Genomic DNA, 26,377 nt, shown 5'->3' on the forward strand with positions numbered 1-26,377 from the left:
TATGAGGAGGATTATTATGAGTCAATTAAAAGAACTAAAGGAAACCTACTTAAAGGAAATGGATCTATTAAAAGAATCCTGCCTTATGAAAATGAAGGAATTACAAAAGGATGATAAATCAGATGAAGCAAATTTTGAAAAAATCAAAGCAAATATCTATGATATCTTTATAACCTTATTTCAGGGAGAAGTAAAAAAATTTAACACAGAAGCAGAGCTTAAAGACCAGGATAAGTACACATTATTTTGCAGTAATTATCTGAACCGGTTTGATACTGTGCCCAAAGCATGGAGGATGAGGCTTGACTATGCGGATAAGAACGGACTGATAACTGAAAAAGTAGTGGAAGAACTAAAACTGGAGACTGCAGATATAATTAAGGACATATTTATGAAAGCTTCAGAAAGGGCAAGGGCATGATATGACTGAAGAACAGGTTATACAATTATTTAAGTGTTTATCAGATAAGTCCCGGCTGCAGATCATAAAAAATCTTGCCAGAGAACCCATGTATGTGGAATTACTTGCGGAGCGGCTGACGCTAACCCCTTCTACCATATCCTTTCACCTTAAGAAATTGATGGATACCGGACTGGTGAAGTCATATAAGGATCAGTACTATGTTATATACAGTATCAATTCGGAGATTCTAAATCACAACCTGTTAGAGCTTATTCATACGGAATCCCCGGAACACAAAGCCCAGGCAGAAAGAGAAAAGAAGTACCGGGATAAAATAATAAAGAGTTTCTTTGATATGGGCAAATTAAAAAACATACCGGTACAGAATGAAAAACGGAAAGTAGTCTTAGCAGTGATAGCCGAAGCATTTGAGCAAGGGAAAGAATATACGGAAAAAGAAGTAAATCTGATAATTGCTGATTATCATGATGATTTCTGTACCTTAAGAAAGTATATGGTAGCGGAAGGATTACTGGATCGGAAAAACAGTATCTATATGGTTAGTGACAGACAGCCTCCAATTATATAGTAAACGCAAGAATGAATCGGGGTATCTGGATAAAAAAGGAGTTTATACATGGATAATAAAGTTATTCAAAAAATAGTGTTCAAATGCTTCTGTTCAAACGGATAAGCATCTGATATAAAACCCATATTCCTGCCTTAGGCCAAACCAATAATTTCCTTGGGCAGGAACTGTAAATAAGCTTGACTTTGTAATAAGCATCTAATAAAATACTCTCTGTGCTATTTATCCTTTATCATAATTTAATACAAAATTTATTCTTGATTAACATAGCTTTGGTAGTATAACAAGGTTATCTAATTAAAACTAACATGCGGAGAATCTATGCAAAGAGACAGTTATTTTGATAATTTTAAAAGCTTTTTAATCCTACTGGTAGTAATCGGTCATTTTGTTGGGGCATTTATTTATAAGAATCATTTCATGAATTTTATGGTTATGACAATATATACAGTTCATATGCCTGCCTTTGCCTTCGTATCGGCATATTTTTCCAAAAGAAATGCGTTACTAAAACTAATAAAAACCTTATTGATACCTTACTTCATATTTCAGACTATATATTTTATTTTTCTTTATACAACCGGCAGGGATAATACCTTTGAACTGCTGCAGCCGTATTTTACCCTATGGTTTATGCTTTCCCTGTTCTGCTGGAGATTAGTAATCGGTAAACTAATAAAGATAAAAGGAATCCTGTACATATCCTATCTTGTAGCAATACTGGCCGGTTATGTTACAGTAATAGGAGCATTTGGAGCAATTGAAAGAACCATTACCTATCTGCCGTTTTTCCTCTTAGGCTATACCTTTGATAAAGAAAAATTCATTCAATTTGCAGACAAAAAGCTTGTAAGAGCGGGAGCACTGGCAGTTCTTCTCGCCATACTGGTAATTATGTATCTTAGTTGTGAAAACATTAATTTTGATATATTAATCATGAAATACTCTTACCAAAAATCCGATATAGTTAAGTTTGGCTGGCTTTACCGTACTGCCATATATATCTTTTCAACCGTCTTCATCTATGTAATTGCAGCTATCATGCCAAGAAAAAAATACTGGTTCACCTATATGGGACAACGAACCATGAGCATATACTTACTCCATGGATTAATCTATAAAATACTGCAATACCAGACCAATCTGTACGATACAATAGATACCACTGCAGAAATGCTAATGATACTATTACTGGCAATATTCATAACCTTTATACTATCACTAAAACCCTTTGATTTCGTTGTAAGAAAGCTATCCTCGGTACCATTAGAAAAAATGCTAAGCTGGAATCTAAACATCTTTACATAAATTATTACATAAACTAAAACCCCATGCATACCATTTGCTTTGCTGTACAGCAGAATGAACATTTTTAAGAAAGAGTATAGAGAAACGCAGATAACAACAAATCAACCGACATAAGGACCGGTATAAACACAGACATCGACACCGATATAAGGACCGATATAAACACAGACATCGACACCAATATAAGGACCGATATAAACACAGACATCGACACCGATATAAGGACGATATAAACACAGACATCGACACCGATATAAGGACAATATAAACACAGACATAAACATAAACATTGACACAGACATAAATACCAAAATAAGCACCACATAAACTTCAACATAAAGATATAATCATCGATAGAATTACCAATACCAATACAAATACAAATACGAATACTTAAAAAAACTTGATAAAATCAGCCCAAAACCTAAATTGAGAAAGCATGATTATGATATCGTTCATAAGCGCTTCATTCTGAGATTGCAAATTCACTTATGAATTTTTCATGTGGTTTAGATTGAAAAAGCACACTGTTTGACGAGCAATAGCGAGGAGTTTGTGCTATTTCAATCTTGCTTTACCACATGAAAAAATCATTAGTGAATTCAATCTCAGAATCCTAAGCTTATGAACGATATCATAATCAATGCTTTCCTCACAACGTCCAAGCTGATTTTATCAAGTAGCCAAGAACTAATTATATCCAATATAATCCTATCGACTTTCAATAGGCACATAAGCCTTCTGCTTCGCAACATTTTTATAAGCCGGACGGATAATTTTGCCCGCGTTAATAAGCTCTTCAATCCGATGGGCACTCCACCCGGAGATTCTTGCAATAGCAAAAATCGGAGTATAAAGCTCCAGAGGCAGATCTAACATACTGTAAACAAATCCACTATAAAAATCAACATTAGCGCTTACCCCTTTATAAATCTGGCGTTCCTTGGCAATAACCTCGGGAGCAAGATTCTCAACCAGATTGTATAACTTAAATTCTTCAATTCTGCCCTTTTCCTCGGAAAGCTTCTTAACAAAACCTTTAAAGATATTCGCTCTGGGGTCTGATATGGAATATACGGCATGCCCCATACCATAGATAAGACCTGCCTTATCAAAAGCTTCCTTATGAAGGAGTGCAGCCAGGTAGTTGCGGACTTCCTCTTCATCTTCCCAGCTCTTTAAAGTATTCTTCATATCCTCAAACATCTGAACAACTTTTATATTAGCACCTCCGTGTTTTGGACCCTTTAAGGAACCTAAGGAAGCAGCTACGGAAGAATAGGTATCCGTGCCGGTTGAAGTTACTACATGGGTAGTAAAGGTGGAATTGTTACCACCGCCGTGTTCTGCATGGAGGACAAGGGCAACATCCAGGATTTTAGCTTCTAAGGGAGTATATTTACTGTCCGGTCTTAACAGATGAAGAATCAATTCAGCCGTTGACAGAGAGGGATCCGGTGTATGGATATATAAACTCTGACCGTCATGATAGTGACGGTAAGCCTGATAACCATAAACGGACAGCAGAGGGAACAAGGAAATCATCTGGAGGGACTGTCTCATAACATTGGGAAGAGAGATATCATCAGCCAGGTCATCATAAGAATATAGGGTAAGTACACTTCTTGCCAGGGTATTCATCATATCTCGGCTGGGAGCTTTCATAATAATGTCACGGACAAAAGAAGTAGGGAGAGAACGGTATTCCCCCAGTAACATCTTGAATTTCTTCAATTCTTCTTCATCCGGCAGTTCACCGAATAAGAGAAGATAAGTAGTTTCTTCAAAACCATATCTGTTTTCATGGATGAAACCGTCAACAATCTGTTCCACATCGATGCCGCGGTAATATAATTTACCTTCGCAGGGAACATATTCGGAATCTACAATAATATGGGAACGTACTTCAGCAATCTCAGTCAGACCGGTTAATACGCCTCTACCACTTACATCCCTGAGTCCCCGTTTCACATCATATTTGGTGTAAAGGGAAGGGTCGATTGAGCTATTCTTTGCACACAGATTTGTCAAAGCTAGAATTTCGGGTGTAATGGCTGAAAAAGTGTCGTTGTTCATAATAACCTCCTGTTTATTAAAAGGCAAAATACAACTTTCCGGCATCTAAAAACAAATAAATAAACATGTAGAAAAATTGAATTAATTTACATACTAATTTTCTGCATGAAACGAATATGGTAAAGAAGTTTTAGTTGTATTTTTGGATTTACTGTATACGAGTATATTGTAGCATAATAAATGGATAATAACAAGAAAAAATGAAAGACATACAATTTATGGAAATAAATAATTATTCATTTGGTATTATATGTAACCTTATATTCCACTGTTTTTTGATGAGGTGTGATCAGGAGTATATAGGTATAGAGACAGTGTTAAATTACTTAGTGGGAGATAGTGGACATTTTTTTGGAACGATGCTATTATACTGATACCCACAACATTTATATTTTTCAGAATGTGCTTCTTTATTAGCGGGAAGATAAATGACCTGGCGGGTAAAAATAAATTACATATTATGGGAGAAATCTTAAGGTAATTTTAAGGTTAGTCATGTTTCGCTGAAAGGGAGAGAAATTATAATGAATTTACGGTTTGAGAATACAAAAAGAACTGTAAGTTCGGTATCATGACTGATTGGATGAAAGAAAATATTAGAATAGAAAGGATGCCACATTAATAGTCCTCAACCGAAGAACATTTTATTTAAGTGGCAGTATCGTAAGAAATTTGCGATAGGGAATGAATATAATCATGAGCAAGAATATCCTGATTGTAGATGACGAGAAGGAAATTCGTGAACTTCTGCGGCTATACATAGAAAAGGACGGCTACCGTGTGATACAAGCTGAAAATGGCTTGGAGGCTATGAAAGCGGCAGCAGCCACGCGGATTGACCTGGCAGTTATCGATATTATGATGCCGGAACTTGACGGCTATGAGCTTATCAAAGGGTTAAGACAACGCAGCAATCTTCCCATTCTTATCGTGAGTGCGAAAACAGAAAATCACGAGAAAATACTGGGGCTTGATCTTGGCGCGGATGATTATATAACAAAGCCTTTTGACCCTTTAGAGGTTCTTGCCCGAATCAAAGCTCAATTACGCCGCTATAGCGGATATGGAGCAGATACTGAAACAGATTTATTAAAGGCAGGGGAACTGTGTATGGACATCTGTGCTTGCACCCTTTACTTTGGCAGCAGGTTGATTCCTCTCACCGCTACAGAATTTAACCTGATGAAGTTGTTTATGCAAAGTCCCGGGCGTGTATACACCAAACAGCAGATCTATGAAGCGGTATGGCAGGAAACCACCATCGTGGATGACAATACAGTGATGGTTGCCATCAGCAAGTTAAGAAGTAAATTACCCCAAGACAGCAGGGTAGCCATAGGAACCGTTCGGGGGTTAGGGTATCGTCTGGAGGTTCGCCATGAAGAAAAAGCGTAGTTTCAAAAGAGTCATCATGCATAGTTTTATAGGTTATACCATTGGTATTGCAGTGACACTTTTGGTATTGGAGCTTTTATTTGGTCTGTTTACATTAGATAACGGGATGAATTTCTCGGAACTGGCATCTTCCCCTCTTACTGAGGGTACAAGGGGGTTACAAATCACACTTTCTGTTTGCTGGAATCTTATTACTGCTGCAGTATACTTGATTGGGATTATCCTATTCGGGCGTAGAATCAGCAGGAAAATTATGGAGCCTGTAAAGAAAATGGAAGAAGGTTTCAGAGCGGTTACGGCCGGTCATTTGAACACTTCACTGGACTTTGAAACTGAAACAGAATTTGGGGAAATGCGGGATGCTTTCAATTTTATGGTGCGCAAGCTAAAAGAGTCCGAAGAAAAGCGAATGATAATGGAAAAGGAACGAATGGAGCTTTTCTCTCACATTGCCCATGACTTGAAGACCCCCATGACGACGATCTCGGGATACGCAGGGGCACTGGCAAATGGCATAGTGGAGGAACCGGATAAACAGAGGGAATATCATCTTGCTATAAAAGCGAAATCCAGTCAGATGAATCAATTGATTGAACAGCTGCTTTCCTATTCCAAGCTGGGTATGCAGGAATACCAGATGAATTTCGTTCAGGTGGACCTTGCAGAACTGCTTCGCATATCTTGTGCTGCTTTATTTGGTGAAATTGAAAGCAGGCAGATGATACTGGAGCTAGACTTACCGGATAAACCAATATTTTGTAGAGTCGATTCTTTGGAAACTAACCGTGCTATTGGGAATTTACTAACGAATGCCATCCGTCATAATCCGGCAGGCAGCCGGTTGTTCGTTGGTATTACAGAGGAATCCGGATGTACCAAAATACAAGTTGCGGATAATGGAGAGACGATTCCGGAGGACAGGATAAAGAGGTTATTTGAACCTTTTGTCTCTGGCAGTACCTCTAGAAGCAGCAACAGTGGAACGGGACTTGGATTAGCTATTGTGAAAAAGGTGATGGAACATCATTTTGGTGATGTTGTCGTCTTGGACGCCCCTACGCCTTATACTAAGATGTTTGTACTGCGGTTTCCCAAAGTTTTATAACAAAAAGACGCAGTGTATTAAAAAGAAAATAATCAAAAGCAGCCACAAAATGAAACTTTCACATTTATTTTGTGATAGTATTGAACGTAAACTTGCAATAGGTATTGATTTCAGCGGCCTGATTTGCATGTGTGTTATAGTACGCAGATGGGAGTAAACATGTATAAAAAAATAATTCTAAATGATATACGTAAAAGTAAGCTGATTACGGCGACAATTACTGCATTTATAGCAGTTGCCGCTATGCTGACAGCTTTGGCCCTGGCACTGATGATAAACCTGTTTGGCGCCATTGATAACATGCTTCTTTCAGCGAAAGCGGTTCAATTCTTGCAGATGCACACAGGCGATGTGGATATGAAACAACTGCAACGTTTCGCAAGTGAGAATGAAGAGGTAGAGGATTATCAGGTACTTGAGTTCCTTAACCTCGAGGGTGGAGATATTGTCATCGGGGACAATTCTTTGGAGAAAAGCATACAAGACAATGGTCTTAGTGTTCAGGGGCAGAAATTTGATTTTCTGCTTAACTTAGAGGGTGAAGTCATCCATCCCTCCGACGGCGAAATCTATGTTCCGATTTATTATATGCAGGAGGGGAAAGCAGCGCTTGGAGACAAGGTGATGATTCACGGTATTTCCTTTAGAGTCGCCGGTTTTTTAAGAGATTCCATCATGAATGCTTCCTTAGTAAGCTCTAAGAGGTTTCTTGTGAGTAAGGCAGACTTTGAAAAAGTCCGTGAGTTTGGGCAGTTAGAGAACCTTATTGAGTTCCGGCTGACAGAAGACATATCTTATCCGGCTTTTGAGGCAGCCTACCTAAACGCTGGTCTTCCGGCAAATGGACCGCCAGCGATAACCTTTAATCAAGTGAAGATGATAAACGGCATAACCGACGGTATCATGATTGCCGTACTAGTCTTAATCGGAGTCCTTGTGATAATTGTGGCATTTTTATGCATCCGCTTTACACTGCTGGCTAAAATCGAAGAGGATTATAAGGAAATCGGTGTACTAAAGGCTGTTGGGATGCGGGTATCCGAAATAAAAAAATTCTACCTTGCAAAGTACGCTGTTATCGCTGCAGCAGCAGGTTTACTGGGCTTTATCGTCTCCCTGCCCCTGCAAAGACCTTTCCTTAAAAATATCCGTTTGTACATGGGTGAAAGCGGCAGCCCATTACCTGGCATCTTCTGCGGACTTTTGGGAGCGGCGGTAATCTGCGGGGGAGTTATATTGTATGTAAACAGCGTGCTACGGCGCTTCCGTAAAATTTCCGCAGCCCAGGCAGTGCGGTTTGGCGCACCACAGGAAAAAACAAAATCGGTCAAAACCTTTCGATTAAGCAATAACAGACTCTTTTCCCGTAATACCTTTCTTGGTATTAAAGATGTTCTTTCCAGGAAAAAGTTATATATAACCATGCTTCTGGTACTGATTATTTCCTTTTTCATTATGATTGTGCCGCAGAATATCAGCAGTACCATTTCTGCCGAAAGCTTTATCACTTACATGGGCATGGGAATTTGCGATGTTAATATCGGCGTAATGCGGACACAAGTGGAGGATGTTGCAGGGAAGGCCGGTGAAATCGCTGATGCACTGGCAGCGGATAAGAATGTGGATAAGTATGGCATGTTCACCAGCAGGATGTTGGAGCGGAAAGCAGATGATGGAGCACTTGAGAAACTACGGGTAACTTTTGGTGATTATTCTGCCTTTCCTATCACATACGCAAAAGGCCGAGGTCCTCAAACAGAATCAGAACTTGCCCTCTCTGTTCTCAATGCCGAAGACCTAAAAAAATCTGTTGGCGATGAGATAATTTTAGTTGTTGATGGTGTCCCAAAACACCTGAAGGTATGTGGGATTTACTCGGATGTCACCAATGGCGGCAAAACCGCCCAAGCCACTTTTAATATAAATACCGGAGATGTTTTATCAGTTGGCATTGCGGTCACCTTTCGTAACCGCCAGAACGTAGAGGCAGCAATATCACAGTATAGGAAGTTGTTTCCTTTTGCAAAGGTTACCGGTATTGATGAAAGTATCGGGCAGATGCTTGGACCTGTAAGGAATGCCATTCAATTAGCATCCGTGATTGCTGCCCTGGCAGCTATCTTGCTCACATTACTAGTGACAGTTCTGTTTATGAAAATGCTGGTAGCAAAAGACCATTACCCCATTGCAATACTAAAATCAATGGGTTTTACCGGAGGAGATATAAGAAAACAGTATCTAACCCGCTCAATCGCCGTGCTGGTACTGGGAGTAATCCTGGGCACGATTCTGGCTAATACACTAGGAGAGCTTGTCGGTGTGGCTATTATTTCTTCCTTTGGTGCATCGACCTTCCAGTTTAAGATAAATCCCTGGTCTGTCTACCTATTATCTCCGCTGTTATTAACAGGGTGTGTTGTTGCTGCCACTCTGCTTGGTATTACCGGTATCCAGTCACTAAAAATTTCTGAACATATTAAGGAGGTTTGACCTTATGAATAGCATTATTACAGGTAAAAATATTATGAAAATCTTTGGCAGCGGGAAAGAGCAGACCAAGGTGTTAAGCGGAGTTAATGTGGAAATAGAAAAAGGTGAGTTTGTTGCCGTAATGGGACCCTCCGGTTCAGGAAAATCCACACTTTTATTTGCTCTTAGCGGTATGGACGAGATTACAAGTGGTTCGGTGATAGTAAACGGCACGGAACTAACTAAACTTTGTGATAAGGACCTTGCAGATCTTCGCCGGACCAAAATGGGATTTGTCTTTCAACAGCCCACTATGCTGAAGAATTTAAATCTCCTGGATAATATCCTCCTTCCCGCCCTGGGTGAGAAAAAGGATAAGCCAAAACTTACCCAAATGGCGAAAGCGCTGATGAGAAAGACAGGAATTGCTGGTCTTGAAAACAGGGATACAAAAGAGGTCTCCGGTGGTCAGCTCCAAAGAGCTGGTATCTGTCGTGCCTTAATGAATGCACCGGAGATTCTATTTGCTGATGAACCCACCGGTGCACTGGACTCGAAATCGGCAGAGGAAATCATGGAACTGCTGGTGAACATCAACAAAGAGGGTACAGCCATATTGCTTGTGACCCATGATGCCAAAGTCGCAGCCAGGGCTGACCGTGTATTGTTTACGAAGGACGGAAAGATTGTTTCCGAATTACAGTTGAAAAAGTCTGGCGGCAGTGACATGGAGGCGAGAGGGAAAAAGGTACTGACCAAAATGGCGGCGGTAGGTATTTAATATAGTATATCAAAGTCAAGGCCCATGAAACATAGTTCGGTGGAACGGTTTCATGGGCCTCTTATTATTCTGATCTGAATGTTACGTTAGGTCCTTGTTGGTGCCGGCAAAAGTGAATTGGATGAAAAATTAGTACTAGGATAATTTCTTGTACAAATGTGACACCTATTGATGTCAGGTTTTTTAAGGAATAAAAAGTAAAAGTAACATCCTTGACGTTAGGCAAATCACAGTTTAGGATTGCAATTTAAGCGGAAAACCATTATGATAGAACTATCTAAGAAAGGTTATTCTTAGGTAATAAGTTTTACATATACAGTAAGCAAAAGAATACAGCAAGAAAATTGTATAAGAAAGTCTTGTACTTAAAAGGAGGCCATATGTTATTAGACGATTTTATTTATTTTAAAATAGGAAAGAAAAAAAGTATTGCATTAATAGCTCATGACGGCAAGAAACAGGAATTGGTGAAATGGGCGGATAAGAATAAAGACATATTAAAAAATCATTTTCTATGCGGTACCGGAACTACCGCCCGTCTTATCTCTGAACAGACTGGTCTTCCGGTAAAAGGATATAACAGCGGTCCCTTAGGAGGTGACCAGCAGATTGGATCTAGGATTGTAGAAGGTAATATTGATTTTGTAGTATTTTTCTGGGATCCCCTTGAATCACAGCCACATGACCCTGATATTAAGGCTTTGTTAAGAATTGCAGTGGTTTATGATATACCAATTGCCAACAATGAGGCTACGGCTGACTTTTTACTTGCTTCCAAATATATGGAAGAGGAATATGACAGGAAAGTTGAGAACTTTAATAAAAACATGTTTGCCAGAATTGAAAAATTTTCTCAGCCTGAATAATCATAAAACATTTCTGATAAGCTATAATAGTATCAACTTTTTGTTCTGACCGGTTCTTTATAAGGGAGTTTCAATGAAAGGTATGGTGTTATTATGAAAAAAATCTGCTTTTATGATACGAAGCCTTATGATAAGGTCTTTTTCGATTTTTATAAAGAAAAATTCGGCTTCGAAATTGATTATTTTGAATCAAAACTAAATTTTAATACGGCGGTCATGGCAAAAGGCTATGAAGCTGTTGTAGCATTTGTCAATGATACCATTGATGAGAAAACCATAGATATCCTCTATGACAACGGTGTGCGGATTATTGGCATGCGCTGTGCCGGATATAATAATATTGATTTTAAAGCTGCTTTTAATAAAATACATGTAGTAAGGGTGCCGGCCTATTCACCTTATGCAGTAGCAGAACATGCAATGGCGCTGCTTCTTACCTTAAACAGAAAGATTCACCGGGCTTATAACCGCACCAAAGAACATAATTTTAGTTTAAACGGACTAATCGGCTTTGATCTGCATGGTAAAACCATAGGAGTGGTGGGTACCGGTAAAATCGGAAGTATTTTTGTCGATATCTGCAAAGGTTTTGGGTTGAATGTAATTGCATATGATCCCTATCCCCTTCAAGGATCTGATATAAAATATGTATCCTTTGACAGGTTATGTGAGGAATCCGATATCATCTCCCTCCATTGTCCCTTAACGAAAGAGACCAGGCACTTAATTGATAAAGATGAATTCGGCCTAATGAAAAAAGGTGTCGTTATTATTAATACTTCAAGAGGTGCCTTAATTAACAGTGAGGATTTATTAATTGCAATTAAGGAAGAAAAGGTAGGCGGGGCAGGTCTTGATGTATATGAGGAGGAGACGGAATTCTTTTATGAAGATAAATCCTATTCCATCATTCAGGATGATATTTTATCGGGACTGATTTCTATGCCGAATGTAATCGTAACGTCCCATCAGGCATTTTTGACTAAAGAAGCTCTGAATAATATAGCAGAAATTACTCTTATGAATATAAAAGATTTTTTTGATGACAAACCCCTTGAGAATGAAATCTGCTATCAGTGTATAAAATATAATCATTGCCAAAAAGATAAAACCAGCAGATGCTTCTAAATAATAAAATTATGATTTGAGAGTCAAAAGCCTAATTTAGGTTGTAAAATGAATAACCCGGTATATATATTCATTTTGTCTACCTTACCTTCCTGCGGCATGTCCTTTGTAGAGCCTCATAGATGCAAAAAGCATCGCACTGCTCAGCTTTTTGCTGAGTCTCTAGTCGGACATAAACAGCCTTCAAATCAAATATTAAACAATTATAAAATCTGATAGAATTAATCTAGCAGTAGTTGCCAATCAGGGTATTTTATGCTATAATTTTACTATCTTTATAGGAATAGAAGAGATAAAGAAAATTACAAATTACGGAGGTATTTTATTATGAAGAAATATGAATGTCCTTGTGGTTATGTATATGATCCGGAAGTAGGGGATCCCGATAACGGAATTGAACCAGGCACTGCATGGGAAGATCTGCCTGATGATTGGACATGCCCTGTTTGCGGTCTTGATAAAGACGCATTTACAGAATTATAAAATTGTAATGCATAAAAGAGCAAGTACTCTTAATTAGTACAAGCTCTTTTTTGTAAACTCTAAAGTTGCATTTTTATATCGTGCAAATAATACAATTTATAAGGTGAAAGGATAAATTTATGAAAGAATTAAAAGGTACTAAGACAGAGGCTAATTTAAAAGCTGCTTTTGCCGGTGAATCTGAGGCAAGAAATAAATATACATACTATGCATCCAAAGCGAAAAAAGAAGGATATGAACAAATTTCCGAATTATTTTTAGAAACTGCCAATAATGAAAAAGAGCATGCAAAGATTTGGTTTAAACTCCTTCACGACGGTATACCGGATACACAGACTAATCTGTTAGATGCCGCTGCCGGTGAACATTATGAATGGACCGATATGTATGAAGGCTTTGCAAAAGATGCAAAAGCAGAAGGGTTTGACAGGATTGCCTGGCTGTTTGAAGCAGTAGCTAAAATTGAAAAAGAACATGAAGAAAGATACCGTAAACTCTTAGCCAATATTGAAGGAGGACTGGTATTTTCTAAAGATGGTGACACCATATGGCAGTGCAGTAATTGCGGTCACATACATATAGGTAATAAAGCCCCTGAGAAATGTCCGGTCTGCGATCATCCTCAGGCTTATTTCAGAGTATTGGCAAAGAATTATTAATTACTATTTTACGTAGGATATTAGACTAAAAAAGCTATGTATATCGGACGCAAGCTTACGATATGTGCGGAGATTGTGTGAATACAGAATTTTTCACACTCTAATTTTTTGTGTGGGCTAAAGCTCACGGAAAGGAATTAATATGAAAAAAGAACCTAAATTTTTTGTATGTAAACATTGCGGTAATTTTGTAACTTTATTGCATGAATCCGGAGCACCGCTTACCTGCTGCGGCGACCAAATGACAGAAGTAATTCCCAACACCACGGAAGCAGCAACTGAAAAGCACCTGCCGGTAGTAACCGTTAATGGTGATGAGGTTACAGTTTTAGTCGGCAGTGTGGAACATCCTATGTTACCGGAACACTTTATTCAGTGGATTTACTTAGAAACAGATAAAGGGTTCCAGGTAAAATACTTAACTCCGGGTGAAGCCCCTAAAGCAGTATTTGTTTTAAAGGATGAAAAACCGGTTGCGGCCTATGAATTATGCAACCTCCATGGCTTGTGGAAAACAGTAATCTAGATATAGAGTTAGAAGAGTCTGTCATACTTACTAGAATGTCTTTTAATAGTTTCAGGTAAAAAGGCATATAGTAATAATATAAGGCAGACTCTTTTTTATCCCAAAGCTTCTCAACAAATTGCAGGTTTGGTGCCGTTTTGTGTTCCAAAAGCAGCAGTGATATGTTGGTGCCTTATTATTGATTTTCAGATTCATCATGTTATAATAAGGAGAGCAGCAAAGTTAGGAGGATTTAAAATGCTAACGGATTATGATTTGAAGTATATACCGAAGGTTTTAACCTTTTGGGATAAATTAAATGAAGCGCAGAAAAACCTGGTACTTAATAATATTTCGCCGGTTCACTATGATAAGGGAGCCAGAATCCATAGCGGAGAGAATGACTGTATCGGTGTAATTTTGATAAAAAAAGGGGAATTACGAATCTACATACTATCAGATGAAGGAAAAGAAATAACCCTGTATCGATTAAGAGACGGAGAAATCTGCATCCTTTCTGCCTCCTGTATTCTTGATAATATAACCTTTGATGTCCATGTAGATGCGGAAGTTGACAGTGAGGTGCTGTTAATCGATTCTTCTTTATATCAGCAATTGTGCAGACAGAATATCTACGCTGAAAATTTTACGGATAAACTGGTGATCGACTCCTTTTCCGATGTTATGTGGGCAATGGAACAGATTTTGTTTATGAGCTTTGATAAACGGCTGGCTATCTTTTTGTCCGATGAAATTACCAGGAACCAATCAGATAACATTGAGCTGACCCATGAACAAATCGCCAAATACATCGGCAGTGCAAGAGAAGTAGTATCCAGAATGCTGAAATATTTTGCCCAGGAAGGCATTGTGGAACTTTCAAGGCGGGGTGTCAGGGTAGTAGATAAAAAAAGACTGAAAGAGCTAATTTTATAATAGTTAGTCGGACAGTCAGGCTTTAACAGACAAGATAAATAAATATAAAAAATGCGGATAAAATTAAAACAGTTTATCCGCATTTTTCATTCTATTTCTTATTATATGATTTAATTTGCCTGAGTGAAACGGCTATAATATTAAAGTTTAATAGAGTACTAATTCATAAAATAACATATGAATTTTTAGCACGATTATTTCAATAACCCAAGTATAGTCTGCTTGGACTGTACTCCAACAGTGGAATTATACACCTTGCCGTCCTTTATTACCATCAGGGTTGGGATAGACATTACCTTAAAGTTTTGAGCGAGTTCCCCTTCTTCATCCACATTGATTTTGCCCACCTTTATATCTGAATTTTCATTGGCAATTTCGTCAACCACGGGAGAAACCATTTTACACGGGCCGCACCAGGAAGCCCAGAAATCAAGCAATACGGGTTTATCGGAATTTATAACTTCTGAATCAAAATTATCTTTTGTAATTGTTAATATACTCATAATTTCATCTCCTTTGTAATTTCATACTTGTATTATAATCAGTTGTTTGAAATATATCTGTGATTAAGTCACTTAAGTAAGGGCTTGTTCAAACAGGGAATGTATTATTTCTTTGCTCGGAACACCCTCATGAACTTTATCAGACTCTAAATAATAAGTAGGAACATAATAATAGTCATATTGATTTGCAAGCTCCGGTTCTTCATCTTCATCTATAATCCGGATATCTAACTCTTTATAGTTAGGATTTTCGCGCATTAAATCATCCATATATTTATGAGCCTGCTTACAATGGGGACACCAGCTTGTTTCAAACATGGTAATCGACTTCATAATCACCTCCATCAACCGCGTAGGCGGCAAGCACTATTCTAAGCAAAATGCACTGCTGTATTTTTTACAGATCAGTACAGCCAAAGGTTAAACCACATAACCCAAAGGAACTTATGGCAGATAGTGTTATTATAACCTTTTTATTACTATAACATTCTTTGTTTATTATGTAAATATATTATGGACAGAGGATCAAAGCAAATACAAAAAGAAATAAGAGGTGGCAGTGCAATGGGGGTAGGTTGAAAGAAAATATTGTGACTGTAAGGATGCCACTTCTGGGTTCTTTCAACCTTTTTATATGTGGCAGTAACACATCTGTTTACAGATGTGTTATGCAATGGGGGGTAGGTTGAAAAATAAATTTTTCAACCACAAGTTTGCGCTTGTGCACCACAAACTTGGTATGCGCAAAGAGTGTGCGCAAGAATAGAGGTTAATATGATTAGATTTTCACAAACTGGTTGACTAAGTATTTAATAAAAGATAAAATGGGGTTAAGAAAATAACAAGGAGGTCTAATATGAACATTAGTAATATTGCCGATGGAACATATCATCTTTCTATTAATGTAGAAAATATATTATTTGAAGGTTTTTGGGAAATACCCAACGGAGTATCCTTAAATTCATATATAATTCAAGGTGAAAAAACTGCCATTATCGATGGAGTATGCGGTTGGGACGGAGTTCCGGATACACTGCTTGCCCTTATCGAACAGCTGAATATCAATCCTGAAACCATAGAATATTTGATTGTTAACCATATGGAACCGGATCATTCCGGCTGGATTGGTGCTTTTAAAGAAATCAATCCGGATTGCAAAATTATATGCAGCAAAAAAGCCAGAGACCTGTTAGAAGCTTTTTATGGCATGACTGAAAACATTACGGTAGTAGGGGACAATGACACACTGGATTTAGGTGGCGGACACGTTTTGAATTTCGTAGAGATTCCTAATGTACACTGGCCGGATACCATAGCAACCTTTGATACCTTAACAGGAACATTATTTTCCTGTGACTGCTTTGGTTCTTTTGGAAAAATCGGATCTACCATATATGCAGATGAATTAACTCCAGAGGAACTTATTGTATATGAGAATGACACGGTTCGTTACTATTCTAACGTACTGGCTTATTTCTCACCCCAGGTAAAGCGAGCGGTAACTAAGTGCCAGGCACTTCCAATTATAATGATAGCGCCGGGACATGGATTGATATACCGGAATCCATCTGAAATTATGAATGCGTATTCTGATTATGCAGATTATCAAAAAGGACCTGCAAGAAGGGAATTAACACTTATTTGGGGTTCCATGTATGGAATGACACAGACAGCGGTTGAGTATGCAATCAATATACTAAAAGATGAAGATATTATTGTTCATGTACATCAGGTACCGGAGACTTCCTGGGGAACGGTTCTGACCTCAGCCTGGACCTCTACCGGTATTATTTTAGCAATGCCGACATATGAATTCAAGATGTTTCCGCCAATGGCTGCCATGTTAGAAGAATTAGGAAAGAAAAAAGTCAATAACCGTAAAGCATTCCGATTTGGTTCCTATGGCTGGTCCGGAGGTGCCCAGAGAGATTTGGAAGAAATCATGACAAGACTAGCTATGGGCTGGGAGTTTATCGAACCAGTGGAATTCGTAGGTAACCCAAGACAGGAAGACCTGGAACATGTGGGAGAACAGGTAAGAAAACTGGTTGAAGAAGTAAAGTCGGTATTCAACAGTTAATAACAGTTAATAATATACGGTAAATAAAAGAGCACTTAAAGAAAAAATGCAGTTTAAAAAACTCTTTGCAGGAATAATTGTTGGTGATTTATTCCTACAGGGAGTTTTCCTGCGTTTGCAGAGCATTTTTTATCGGATTACAAGTTGAACTAATAGAATCAATTATTTTAGGGATACTATTGTTTGGCATTACTTAATAATATGTTTGAAAGGTCGATTAATATGGGGAATGACTTTGTATTAGAGGAGGCCGCCATAGAAAGTATTCAGACGGCATTTAAGAATAATATCCTGAGTGCGGAAGAACTGGTTCTTGGATATCTGGAACGGATCGCCAGGTATGATAAAAAGGGACCGAAAATTAATTCAGTATTGGAAATTAATCCGGATGCTATTAGTCAAGCCAGGGCTCTTGATTATGAGAGACTTACAAGCGGTTACCGGAGTAAACTTCACGGAATCCCTATTTTAGTGAAAGATAATATAGAAACTGCGGATAAGTTGCATACAAGCGGCGGTTCTATGGCCTTAAAGGATGTCTATTCCAAGAAAGATGCTTATATCATAGAAAAGCTGAGAAAGGCCGGAGCCATTATACTTGGAAAAACCAATATGACCGAGTGGGCTAGTTATATGTCTGAGAATATGCCTGCCGGCTACAGTTCCAGAGGCGGACAGGTTTTAAATCCATATGGGTTAAACCGTTTAAGCCCGGGAGGATCCAGTTCTGGTTCGGCAGCAGCAGTTACCTGCAATTTCTGTTTAGCAGCCATAGGCACAGAAACTTCCAGCTCCATCGTTAATCCATCTGGTTATATGGGAATAATAGGGATAAAGCCAACAGTAGGGCTGGTAAGCCGGAGCGGAATCATACCAGCAACCAATATGCAGGATACGGCAGGTCCAATGACAAGGACCGTAGAGGATGCTGCCATATTACTTGGTATTCTTGCAGGATATGACAGTGAAGATCCAATTACGATCCAAAGCCAGAGCCATGGATATACCGATTATACACGGTTCTTAGAAAAGGATGGATTAAAGGGAGCAAGAATAGGAGTACCCAGGGAATATTTTTATTCGGATTTGCCGGCTGAAGAATCTGAAATTATGGATAATGCCCTTGCTGTCATGAAGGAAAACGGTGCAGAAATTATCGATAACTTAAAGATTCCGTATGCCAAAGAACTGAAATCCAAAAGAGTGAATCTATATGAATTCAAATCGGATCTGAATTATTATTTATCAAAATTAGACAGTCATATTCCTGTTCATTCTTTAACAGAGTTAATCCACTATAACAAGGAACATTCTAAGGTCATGTTAAAGTACGGACAATCATTTCTGGAGTATGCAGAGAAAACTTCAGGATCCCTGGCAGAGGAAGAGTATCTGAAAAGCAGAATTAGACACATGACCCTAAGCAGAAATACCATTGATGATACCATATCTGAAAAAAGATTGGATGCCCTGGTTTTTCCTGGGGATAAAGGGGCCGTATTGGTAAATAAAGCAGGATATCCTATGGTTACGGTTCCGGCAGGAATCCAAAAAGATGGAAAGGGTCTTGGAGTAACCTTTGCAGCAGGTGCTTTTAAAGAACCGGTTCTGATAAAGTTAGCCTATGCATTTGAACAGCATGCCAAAAGGAGAGTACCTCCGCCTATTTTTAGATAAGGCAGCCGTTAGCTTCAGTCAATACTTCTATTGTGCCAACCAGAGTGATATTGTAATCAGCAACGTTAAAACATACGCTTGCATGGTTACACTTATCAATCCGGTTGGTTTTGTTGTTATTAAGACCGGTACAAAAGGTAATCCAATTAATGCCGTCTGCTTTTGAGGCAGATATAGTCGAGGCGGTTGGATAACCGTCACAGTCAAACAATGCCAGTACATAATAACTCATTTCTCCAGTAGTTGAGTCATAATTAGTATTTAATATAATTGACATTTTAAAGGCAATATTTTAATGAATTATTGTAATCTTCACTATAAATAAAAACGATTTTATTTGTTTTGTCTGAATCTATGCGCATTTTGGTATTTCCGAAAATGAAGATGAATATAAGGTAAATATTTACTATTAAATGAAATGGTAATATTACATAAATACAAATATATTTGAAAATACAATTTATACAAAATGTATAATTAAACTTAAAATAATACATATAAAAAACGTATAAAAATGTTTTTATATATTGTAATCCTAACAGTTTAGTTATATAATCCAACTATAACTGTAAAGACGAGCGTATATGATATGAAATGGAGAACGAGCATGGTAACAATCAAAGACGTGGCAAATGAATCGGGTGTAGCTATATCAACAGTTTCAAATGTATTGAACAACGTGGAGGTGGTAAGTGAAGAGACACGAAAAAAGGTATTGGATGCGGTAGAAAAGTTAAACTATGTTCCAAATATGAATGCCAAGTATTTAAAATCCTTTAAAAAAAATACAATAGGATTGTTTATACCAAGCATTCAGGGTGACTTTTATAAGATGCTGATGCAGGCAATCCACTTGCAGTGCCGATTAAGAGGATATTTATTAAATATATATGTGAGCAATGAGAATACCAGCGAGGAAGTATACAGTATGATTATTAGTTCCGGAGTGGAAGGGGCAATTGTGCTGAATGAACGGTTAACCGATCAATATATTGATAGAATTAACCAGAGAAAGATGCCCATTGTTTTCGTAGACCGTGAATATACAGGTAATCAAATGTCTAGTGTAATCATTGATAATGCCCAGGGAGCGGCACTGGCCATGGAATATCTGATCAAGCAGGGACATAGGAGAATTGGTTATATTCATGGCATTGAGAATTATGATGATGAAGCGAGATTTAAAGCTTACTTAAGTGTAATGGGAAAATATTCTTTGCCTATTGATGCTTCGGTGATACTTCGGGGATATTTTGAAGAAGTGGTTGCTTACAGCGAAATGCGTGTTCTTATATTAAAAGGAATCCAACTGCCGGATGCTTTCTTTTGTGCCAATGACGAAATGGCCTGGGGCTGTATTAGAGCCTTGACTGAAGCCGGAATCAAGGTTCCGGAACAGGTTAGTATTATGGGATTTGATGATAATACTCTGGCACCTTATTATTCTCCTTCCATTACCACTATCCATAGCCCGGTAACAGAACTTGGCAATTCAAGTGCGATTGAATTAATACGGTTAATGCAGCTCCTTGAACCAGAGAAGGGTACCATTCAAAAGTTATCACCTAGTTTGGTTATTCGAGATTCCTGTGAGTTCAGAGTCTGAATTCGCAGGTAGGATAAATAAATTTACAAAATAAAATAATAAAAAATAAAGTAATAAAAAATAAAGTAATAAAAAAAAAGGAATAAAAAATAAAGGAATAAAAAATAAAATAATAAATAATAAAATAATAAATAATAAAACAAATGGAAATTATTAACTGATTTTAATTTTATGAAATGAGGTTCGTATGGGACAATATTATTTAGAAGGCAATACCTATGTAATTAAGAATTATGACAGGCTTCCTGCTTTTTCTAGTTTTCTTCCGGGGTTAGCCGGAGTCAAAGGAATCCCACTGTGGGTTTATTATACCAACAGGGGACAAGGAATCAATAGTTTTGGTATACATAATAAAAGCAATGCCATCATGGAATTCAATCCAGCTAATACGGCATATGAGAATACTTCTATTAAGGGGTTCAGAACCTTTATAAAGTGTGATGGGAAATACTATGAGCCATTTTTTAACTATGATAAAGAGGCCATACGCAATCTCTATATAAGAAAAAATAGTATTACAATAGAAGAAATTAATGAGGCTTACGATTTAAAGATATCTGTAAAATACTATGTGCTTCCCAATGACAGCATCGGAGGTTTAGTCAGGAAGGTCTGCATTGAGAATACAGGCAATGGTACGAAAAAACTAAGTGTCCTCGATGGTATGCCTAAGATTATACCCTACGGAATTAAAAACAATGAATATAAAGAAATGTCCAATCTGCTAAAGAGCTGGACAGAAATTAAAAATCTGGAAAACCAGATACCTTTTTATACCCTTCGTGCTTCTAGTGACGATTCGGCAGAAGTCACAGGCATTGAGGGGGGATACTATTATGTATCCGTCCATAAAGGTCAGGTACTGCCGGTTATTTATGATGCCCAGGTTATTTTCGGATATGATACTTCCCTTGTTACACCTGTAGAATTTTTAGAAGGTGAGCTAACGTCGGTAGTAGATGCCTCTCAAGAATTTGCCAATAAAGTACCCTGTGGCTTTACGCCGGCAGAGTTTGAGCTGAAAACCCGGGAGATTTATGAATTTAATACGATTATTGGTTATGCCGGTATTGCCGACCAGATTAACGAAAAACAAAAAGATTTCTTAAAGGAGGGATTCTTTCCTCAAAAGGAAATAGAAGCTGAGGAAGCTGCCAATCTGTTGACTCGGGATGTTAAGACAATGAGTGCCCTGCCAGTATTTGATCAGTATGTGGAACAGTGTTATCTGGATAACTTTTTAAGAGGTGGATATCCTTTTGTATTTAATAAAGACAGCAGTAAAGCAGTGGTTCATCTCTTCAGCCGCAAGCATGGAGACCCGGAAAGAGATTATAATTTCTTTTCCATAGCGGGAGAATATTATTCCCAGGGTAACGGAAATTTCCGTGATGTCAGCCAGAACAGAAGAAATGATGTATTCTTTAATAAAGATATTGGAAATTTTAACATTAAAACCTTTTACGATTTAATACAGATAGATGGATATAATCCATTAGAAGTTCGTCCCTCCACGTTTTGTATACCGGATAAGAATCAGGAAGAAGCGAAAATTCTTATAAATGACAGCATTTCTGATAATAGGGATAAGGTAGAGGCTGTAATATCAAAAGCTTTTACCCCGGGACAGGTGGCAAACTGTATCGCTCGTTATCACTTAGATATAAAAGGCGGTGAGGATAGTTTCCTGGAAAAACTCCTTAAGCTTTCCATTCAAAATACAGAAGCTGGCTTCGGAGAAGGATATTGGAGTGACCACTGGGATTATAATCTGGATTTAATTGAGAACTATATCCGGATTTATCCTGATAAAAGGGAGAAACTGTTATTTGAGGATAGCAGTTACCGTTTTTATGACAGTGCAGCCCGGGTGGTAAACCGAAGTGAAAAGTATGTGATCCATAAGAATGAGGTAAGGCAATACGGCGCTTTGGTGGAAGATGAAGTTAAATGCAGCAGGAAGGACTTTAATAAGAAAGGCACCAACTGGCTTAAGATAAATCCCGGTACTGACACAGAATTTAATTATGGCACAGCCTCGTATGCAGAAACGACTTTAATGGTAAAACTTATTTCCCTGGCTCTAAATAAATTTTCTTCTTTAGACCCCTATGGTATGGGAGTTGAAATGGAAGGTGGCAAACCCGGATGGAACGATGCCATGAACGGTCTGCCAGGACTGATAGGAAGCGGTATGCCAGAGACTTTTGAGCTAAAACGTGTGCTTCAATTTATCTGTGATACGGTTACTATAAAACCAGGGCTTCTGATTCCGGAAGAAATTTATGAATTTCTAATAAAGGTATACACAGTCCTAACTCAGGCTGAAACTGAAAAGTGGAGTGATTTTACCTATTGGGATAAGGTAAGCACATTCCGGGAGATTTACAGGGAGACTACCAGATTCCATTTATCCGGAAGGTTAAGAAAAGCCGATACGAAAGAACTACTAGAGGTTTTTGAGAAATTTATGGTTAAGCTGGAAGCCGGAATACGAAAAGCCATCGGTTACGGAGAAGGCATTGTACCTACTTATTTTACTTATCATGCGGTTTCATTTACTCCGGTAACCCATGAAGATGGTTCATTTGTTATGAGCCATTATGGCTTGCCAAAGGCAGTGGTTAAGGCTTTTGAAGTAGTACCTTTGCCGGCTTTCCTAGAGGGACCTGCCAGAATGCTTGGTACCCTTACAGATAAAGAGTCTGCCAGGATACTGTTTCAGAATGTTAAGACAAGCAGCCTCTATGACGATAAGCTAAAGATGTATAAGACTTCCGTGCCCATTGAGAATATCTCTATGGAAAACGGCAGGATAAGAGCCTTTACACCAGGCTGGCTTGAGAGGGAAAGTATATTTTTACATATGGAATATAAGTACCTTCTTGCCATGTTAAAATCCGGCTTATATGAAAACTTTTTCGAAGAAATCAAAAATACGCTGGTTGCTTTCCTGCCTCCGGAACGTTATGGCAGAAGTATACTTGAGAATTCTTCCTTTATTGCCTCCAGTGAGAATCCCGACAGCCAGGTCCATGGCAGAGGGTATGTGGCCAGGTTAAGCGGCTCCACTACGGAAGTCTTATCTATGTGGATATTCATGTTTATTGGAGAACGTATCTTTACTTACGATAACGGTGAGTTAAGGCTTAATTTCAGCCCTAAACTTCCTGGCTGGTTTTTTGATGATAAGGGAGAAGTAACTTTTAATTTGTTATCCAGCTGTATGGTTACTTACATTAATAAATCCCATAAAGATACCTTTGGAGATAAGGCTGCGAAGATAAGGAGAATCGTAATTCCTTCTACCGGAGAAGAATTTGAAGAAGATTTCTTATCCGGGGAGACAGCAAAGAGAGTCAGAGATGGTGATATTAAAGCTGTTATGGCGTATATGGAATAATATACCAGTATTTGGGATTAAGCAATCTATATTGATGTTTAACAAATGATTATGGAACTTGATAACAAAAAGTTTTAATTTAATAACTCAAACTTCGTTGTTAATAAACTTAAATACACTTGATGAAATCAGCCCTAAAACTAAATTGAAAGCATAATCAGGCATTCCGGTATGGAGTAAAGTTGAAGCAAAAGCATTTTTCAACGTGGAACGCTAAAGGGATTAAGTTGAAAATAAAAAGCATTATCACGTCCTGATTATAAAGAGTACCGGAGGTACAGATAGGAGTTTATATGAAATTAGTAACCACCAGTTATGTAGATAATAAAAAAGAAACCTTTACTAAGGAATATGAAATGCAGGTGGATAATGGAGCAGCCATGAATGTGGTAAATCTTTATCCGGACATTGAATACCAGACCTTCCATGGTTTTGGGGGAGCGGTAACAGAAGCTGCAGGTTATGCCTTCTCTAAATTGTCAAAAGAGAATCAGGAAAAAGTTGCAGACCAATACTTTGGTACAGAAGGTAACCAATATAACTTAATCCGTACCCATATTGACAGTTGTGATTTTTCACTGGATAATTATGAGGCGATGTCAGACCCTGATGATGTTTCGATGGAATCCTTTACTCTTGACCGGGATGAGAAGTATATTCTGCCCTTATTAAGAGCTGGTCTGGCCAAAAGAAAAGAACCCTTTGATTTAATGCTTACTCCCTGGTCACCACCGGCATTTATGAAGACCAATGGAGACCGGAATCACGGCGGAAAGTTAAAGAAGGAGTTTATGGGCTTCTGGGCTGAATATATCTGCCGCTATATTAAAGAATATGAAGCAAAAGGCTTTCCGGTAAACCGTATTACCGTACAGAATGAACCGGAAGCAGTCCAGTCCTGGGATTCCTGTATCTTTTCAGGAGAAGAAGAAAAAGTATTTTTAAGGGACTACTTATATCCCGCACTGGTTAAGAATGATTTAGAAAGGATTAAGGTTAATATCTGGGACCATAATAAAGAGAGGTTGTATGACCGTGCCAAAGCTGAGATTGATGCCGATACGGATAAAATGATTGACGGGATTGCGTTCCACTGGTATACCGGGGATCATTTTGAGGCGATTGGTATTACAAAGGATGCATTTCCGGGTAAAGAGCTGATCTTTACGGAAGGCTGTGTAGAATACAGCAGGTTTGATGCAAGCCAGTTGTCCAATGCCCAGATGTACGCACATGATATTATTGGAAATATGAATGCCGGAATGACAGGCTTTATTGACTGGAATATCCTGTTGGACGAAAAAGGCGGACCAAACCATGTGAATAATTATTGCGATGCCCCCATCATGATTGATACGAAGAAGGATACCTTTGAACAGAAACTTTCCTTTGATTATATTGGACATTTCAGCAGATATATTAAGAAGGATGCAAAGCGTATTGCATTTACAAAATATACGGATAAATTAGAACTGACGGCCCTTAAAAATCCAGAGGGTTCCCTGGTGTTAGTAGCACTTAACCGTACGGAGCAGGATTTACCCGTTTCCATTCGCCTAGAAGGGAAAACCGTGGACTTTACGGTAGCGAAAGCTTCAATTGCTACGGCAATATTCTAAACTATAATTGGTTATACTAATTAGACATGTCGGAAAAGGTCATATTATAGATAAAAAGGTATGATGATTTATGGAAAAATATTATAAAAATCCCCAAATTGCTGTTGCATTTTAAAAAGCAGTGTGCTATATTCAAGTTACATTATTATTTTGATGGGCAAAGAAGTCAAGACAGGTACGTTTTGACTTCTTTTTTATTTTTACCCATCGTGGATTTAATATTGCTTTTTCATTGAATAGTTAAAATTTTGACTTATTAACAATGGAGTTTAAGCTTTTTTGCTTAGACTCTTTTTTTATTGCATAGGAAACTTCTTCGAACTTACCTATGCAATAAAAAAGCCTTCCAGGCAGGATGCGCATGACGCACTTAAGGAAGATTGTCACTGTCGTGACAGTGCGTCAGCGCTAGAGTCTGGCGAGCCAGACACTTTTTTTCTTTTACTCATTAAATTTAAAGGAGGAATTATGAAAAATCAAAACCAATCTACAATTTTAAAGCAAAAAGCATTATCCTTAACCGTACTTTTTGGTTCAGCCTTATTCATTATTTTTCTGGGTATGTTTTTTTGCGCGTTCAGCTTTATGAATAACATCAGTTTCAAAGTTTTAAATGCACAAATACCGGGAGTGATATTCGGCTTATTGGTTATGTATCTGGGTATCCGGTATTACCTGTCTGTAGACAGATTAAAAGTGGAAATTTATAAAAATGCTTCAGGCTTTTCTTTCAGTAATCTTAAGAAGCAGAAGAAAAAGTAACTTGTATTAGCCAGATAAAATATC

The 26,377-nt window shown here is 38.1% G+C and carries 24 protein-coding genes; 19 read left to right on the forward strand and 5 right to left on the reverse strand.

The window, feature by feature from the left end:
* Positions 1-16: 16 nt before the first annotated feature.
* The 3 genes from QA584_RS04955 to QA584_RS04965 all read left to right on the forward strand — a co-directional run bounded on the left by QA584_RS04955 (position 17) and on the right by QA584_RS04965 (position 2,300).
* On the forward strand, positions 17-421 hold the full coding sequence (locus tag QA584_RS04955) for a hypothetical protein (protein ID WP_278273397.1): 405 nt from the start codon (positions 17-19) through the stop codon (positions 419-421).
* Between the two features lies 1 nt (position 422).
* On the forward strand, positions 423-992 hold the full coding sequence (locus tag QA584_RS04960) for a DUF2087 domain-containing protein (protein WP_278273398.1): 570 nt from the start codon (positions 423-425) through the stop codon (positions 990-992).
* 321 nt (positions 993-1,313) lie between these two features.
* Positions 1,314-2,300 (forward strand): acyltransferase family protein, encoded by a 987-nt coding sequence (locus QA584_RS04965; RefSeq protein ID WP_278273399.1) that lies wholly within the window; start codon positions 1,314-1,316, stop codon positions 2,298-2,300.
* A gap of 101 nt (positions 2,301-2,401) precedes the next feature.
* On the opposite strand, the gene QA584_RS04970 is transcribed toward QA584_RS04965, so the two are convergent.
* Together QA584_RS04970 and QA584_RS04975 are read right to left on the reverse strand one after the other, a co-directional pair.
* Positions 2,402-2,602: a hypothetical protein gene (locus tag QA584_RS04970; protein WP_278273400.1), complete on the reverse strand. Its 201-nt coding sequence runs from the start codon at positions 2,600-2,602 to the stop codon at positions 2,402-2,404.
* Between the two features lie 409 nt (positions 2,603-3,011).
* Complete coding sequence (locus QA584_RS04975) at positions 3,012-4,376, reverse strand: citrate/2-methylcitrate synthase (protein WP_278273401.1); 1,365 nt, start codon at positions 4,374-4,376, stop codon at positions 3,012-3,014.
* A gap of 696 nt (positions 4,377-5,072) precedes the next feature.
* Here QA584_RS04975 and QA584_RS04980 point away from each other — a divergent pair.
* The 10 genes from QA584_RS04980 (at position 5,073) to QA584_RS05025 (ending at position 14,703) form a co-directional block, all read left to right on the forward strand.
* The gene (locus tag QA584_RS04980) at positions 5,073-5,771 is read left to right on the forward strand and encodes a response regulator transcription factor (protein ID WP_278273402.1); all 699 of its coding nucleotides are present in this window, start codon (positions 5,073-5,075) and stop codon (positions 5,769-5,771) included.
* Complete coding sequence (locus QA584_RS04985; protein ID WP_278273403.1) at positions 5,755-6,876, forward strand: HAMP domain-containing sensor histidine kinase; 1,122 nt, start codon at positions 5,755-5,757, stop codon at positions 6,874-6,876. The genes QA584_RS04980 and QA584_RS04985 overlap by 17 nt, the downstream gene beginning before the upstream one ends.
* Before the next feature lie 159 nt (positions 6,877-7,035).
* On the forward strand, positions 7,036-9,366 hold the full coding sequence (locus QA584_RS04990) for an FtsX-like permease family protein (protein WP_278273404.1): 2,331 nt from the start codon (positions 7,036-7,038) through the stop codon (positions 9,364-9,366).
* A 4-nt stretch (positions 9,367-9,370) separates the two neighbouring features.
* Positions 9,371-10,126: an ABC transporter ATP-binding protein gene (locus tag QA584_RS04995; protein WP_278273405.1), complete on the forward strand. Its 756-nt coding sequence runs from the start codon at positions 9,371-9,373 to the stop codon at positions 10,124-10,126.
* A gap of 380 nt (positions 10,127-10,506) precedes the next feature.
* Entirely contained in the window at positions 10,507-10,992 is a 486-nt protein-coding gene (locus QA584_RS05000) for a methylglyoxal synthase (RefSeq protein WP_278273406.1), read from the forward strand.
* Positions 10,993-11,085: 93 nt separating this feature from the next.
* Positions 11,086-12,120, forward strand: a complete 1,035-nt coding sequence (locus QA584_RS05005) for a 2-hydroxyacid dehydrogenase (protein ID WP_278273407.1) — start codon at positions 11,086-11,088, stop codon at positions 12,118-12,120.
* Positions 12,121-12,447: 327 nt separating this feature from the next.
* Entirely contained in the window at positions 12,448-12,603 is a 156-nt protein-coding gene (rd, locus tag QA584_RS05010) for a rubredoxin (protein WP_278273408.1), read from the forward strand.
* 119 nt (positions 12,604-12,722) lie between these two features.
* Positions 12,723-13,262 carry a rubrerythrin gene (gene rbr / locus QA584_RS05015; protein ID WP_278273409.1) on the forward strand — a complete coding sequence of 180 codons (540 nt, stop codon included), beginning with the start codon at positions 12,723-12,725 and terminating at the stop codon, positions 13,260-13,262.
* 142 nt (positions 13,263-13,404) lie between these two features.
* The gene (locus QA584_RS05020; RefSeq protein ID WP_278273410.1) at positions 13,405-13,788 is read left to right on the forward strand and encodes a desulfoferrodoxin family protein; all 384 of its coding nucleotides are present in this window, start codon (positions 13,405-13,407) and stop codon (positions 13,786-13,788) included.
* 237 nt (positions 13,789-14,025) lie between these two features.
* Complete coding sequence (locus QA584_RS05025; protein ID WP_278273411.1) at positions 14,026-14,703, forward strand: Crp/Fnr family transcriptional regulator; 678 nt, start codon at positions 14,026-14,028, stop codon at positions 14,701-14,703.
* Between the two features lie 194 nt (positions 14,704-14,897).
* Here QA584_RS05025 and trxA read toward each other — a convergent pair whose 3' ends face one another.
* Positions 14,898-15,206, reverse strand: coding sequence for a thioredoxin (gene trxA / locus QA584_RS05030; protein ID WP_278273412.1), 309 nt, complete (start codon positions 15,204-15,206; stop codon positions 14,898-14,900).
* 72 nt (positions 15,207-15,278) lie between these two features.
* Positions 15,279-15,539, reverse strand: coding sequence for a glutaredoxin family protein (locus QA584_RS05035; protein WP_278273413.1), 261 nt, complete (start codon positions 15,537-15,539; stop codon positions 15,279-15,281).
* A 523-nt stretch (positions 15,540-16,062) separates the two neighbouring features.
* On the opposite strand from QA584_RS05035, the gene QA584_RS05040 reads away from it, so the two are divergent.
* A complete protein-coding gene (locus QA584_RS05040; protein ID WP_278273414.1) occupies positions 16,063-17,286 on the forward strand; it encodes an FprA family A-type flavoprotein in 1,224 nt (407 codons plus the stop codon).
* Positions 17,287-17,469: 183 nt separating this feature from the next.
* A complete protein-coding gene (locus QA584_RS05045) occupies positions 17,470-18,963 on the forward strand; it encodes an amidase family protein (protein WP_278273415.1) in 1,494 nt (497 codons plus the stop codon).
* On the opposite strand, the gene QA584_RS05050 is transcribed toward QA584_RS05045, so the two are convergent.
* On the reverse strand, positions 18,956-19,195 hold the full coding sequence (locus QA584_RS05050) for a pyridoxamine 5'-phosphate oxidase family protein (RefSeq protein WP_278273416.1): 240 nt from the start codon (positions 19,193-19,195) through the stop codon (positions 18,956-18,958). The two genes, QA584_RS05045 and QA584_RS05050, sit on opposite strands and share 8 nt — an antisense overlap.
* Positions 19,196-19,570: 375 nt before the next feature.
* Between QA584_RS05050 and QA584_RS05055 the strand changes: the two genes are divergently transcribed.
* From QA584_RS05055 to QA584_RS05070, 4 genes are all read left to right on the forward strand, one after another.
* Positions 19,571-20,569, forward strand: coding sequence for a LacI family DNA-binding transcriptional regulator (locus tag QA584_RS05055; protein WP_278273417.1), 999 nt, complete (start codon positions 19,571-19,573; stop codon positions 20,567-20,569).
* A gap of 187 nt (positions 20,570-20,756) precedes the next feature.
* A complete protein-coding gene (locus QA584_RS05060; protein WP_278273418.1) occupies positions 20,757-23,972 on the forward strand; it encodes a cellobiose phosphorylase in 3,216 nt (1,071 codons plus the stop codon).
* Positions 23,973-24,265: 293 nt separating this feature from the next.
* Positions 24,266-25,591 carry a glycoside hydrolase family 30 protein gene (locus tag QA584_RS05065; RefSeq protein WP_278273419.1) on the forward strand — a complete coding sequence of 442 codons (1,326 nt, stop codon included), beginning with the start codon at positions 24,266-24,268 and terminating at the stop codon, positions 25,589-25,591.
* A gap of 468 nt (positions 25,592-26,059) precedes the next feature.
* A complete protein-coding gene (locus QA584_RS05070; protein ID WP_278273420.1) occupies positions 26,060-26,353 on the forward strand; it encodes a hypothetical protein in 294 nt (97 codons plus the stop codon).
* Positions 26,354-26,377 lie beyond the last annotated feature (24 nt).

The sequence above is a fragment of the Anaerocolumna sp. AGMB13025 genome (assembly GCF_029689925.1).
GTDB lineage: Bacteria > Bacillota > Clostridia > Lachnospirales > Lachnospiraceae > Anaerocolumna.

Excerpts from the sequence above, each read along its gene's own strand:
- rbr (WP_278273409.1), top strand. The coding sequence starts at position 12,723 with ATGAAAGAATTAAAAGGTACTAAGACAGAGGCTAATTTAAAAGCTGCT.
- rd (WP_278273408.1), top strand. The coding sequence starts at position 12,448 with ATGAAGAAATATGAATGTCCTTGTGGTTATGTATATGATCCGGAAGTA.
- QA584_RS04965 (WP_278273399.1), top strand. The coding sequence starts at position 1,314 with ATGCAAAGAGACAGTTATTTTGATAATTTTAAAAGCTTTTTAATCCTA.
- QA584_RS05065 (WP_278273419.1), top strand. The coding sequence starts at position 24,266 with ATGAAATTAGTAACCACCAGTTATGTAGATAATAAAAAAGAAACCTTT.
- QA584_RS05040 (WP_278273414.1), top strand. The coding sequence starts at position 16,063 with ATGAACATTAGTAATATTGCCGATGGAACATATCATCTTTCTATTAAT.
- QA584_RS05055 (WP_278273417.1), top strand. The coding sequence starts at position 19,571 with ATGGTAACAATCAAAGACGTGGCAAATGAATCGGGTGTAGCTATATCA.
- QA584_RS05020 (WP_278273410.1), top strand. The coding sequence starts at position 13,405 with ATGAAAAAAGAACCTAAATTTTTTGTATGTAAACATTGCGGTAATTTT.
- QA584_RS04955 (WP_278273397.1), top strand. The coding sequence starts at position 17 with ATGAGTCAATTAAAAGAACTAAAGGAAACCTACTTAAAGGAAATGGAT.
- QA584_RS05050 (WP_278273416.1), bottom strand. The coding sequence starts at position 19,195 with ATGAGTTATTATGTACTGGCATTGTTTGACTGTGACGGTTATCCAACC.
- trxA (WP_278273412.1), bottom strand. The coding sequence starts at position 15,206 with ATGAGTATATTAACAATTACAAAAGATAATTTTGATTCAGAAGTTATA.
- QA584_RS05000 (WP_278273406.1), top strand. The coding sequence starts at position 10,507 with ATGTTATTAGACGATTTTATTTATTTTAAAATAGGAAAGAAAAAAAGT.
- QA584_RS05035 (WP_278273413.1), bottom strand. The coding sequence starts at position 15,539 with ATGAAGTCGATTACCATGTTTGAAACAAGCTGGTGTCCCCATTGTAAG.
- QA584_RS04980 (WP_278273402.1), top strand. The coding sequence starts at position 5,073 with ATGAGCAAGAATATCCTGATTGTAGATGACGAGAAGGAAATTCGTGAA.
- QA584_RS05070 (WP_278273420.1), top strand. The coding sequence starts at position 26,060 with ATGAAAAATCAAAACCAATCTACAATTTTAAAGCAAAAAGCATTATCC.
- QA584_RS04970 (WP_278273400.1), bottom strand. The coding sequence starts at position 2,602 with ATGTCTGTGTCAATGTTTATGTTTATGTCTGTGTTTATATTGTCCTTA.
- QA584_RS04985 (WP_278273403.1), top strand. The coding sequence starts at position 5,755 with ATGAAGAAAAAGCGTAGTTTCAAAAGAGTCATCATGCATAGTTTTATA.
- QA584_RS05025 (WP_278273411.1), top strand. The coding sequence starts at position 14,026 with ATGCTAACGGATTATGATTTGAAGTATATACCGAAGGTTTTAACCTTT.
- QA584_RS04995 (WP_278273405.1), top strand. The coding sequence starts at position 9,371 with ATGAATAGCATTATTACAGGTAAAAATATTATGAAAATCTTTGGCAGC.
- QA584_RS05005 (WP_278273407.1), top strand. The coding sequence starts at position 11,086 with ATGAAAAAAATCTGCTTTTATGATACGAAGCCTTATGATAAGGTCTTT.
- QA584_RS04975 (WP_278273401.1), bottom strand. The coding sequence starts at position 4,376 with ATGAACAACGACACTTTTTCAGCCATTACACCCGAAATTCTAGCTTTG.
- QA584_RS04960 (WP_278273398.1), top strand. The coding sequence starts at position 423 with ATGACTGAAGAACAGGTTATACAATTATTTAAGTGTTTATCAGATAAG.
- QA584_RS05060 (WP_278273418.1), top strand. The coding sequence starts at position 20,757 with ATGGGACAATATTATTTAGAAGGCAATACCTATGTAATTAAGAATTAT.
- QA584_RS04990 (WP_278273404.1), top strand. The coding sequence starts at position 7,036 with ATGTATAAAAAAATAATTCTAAATGATATACGTAAAAGTAAGCTGATT.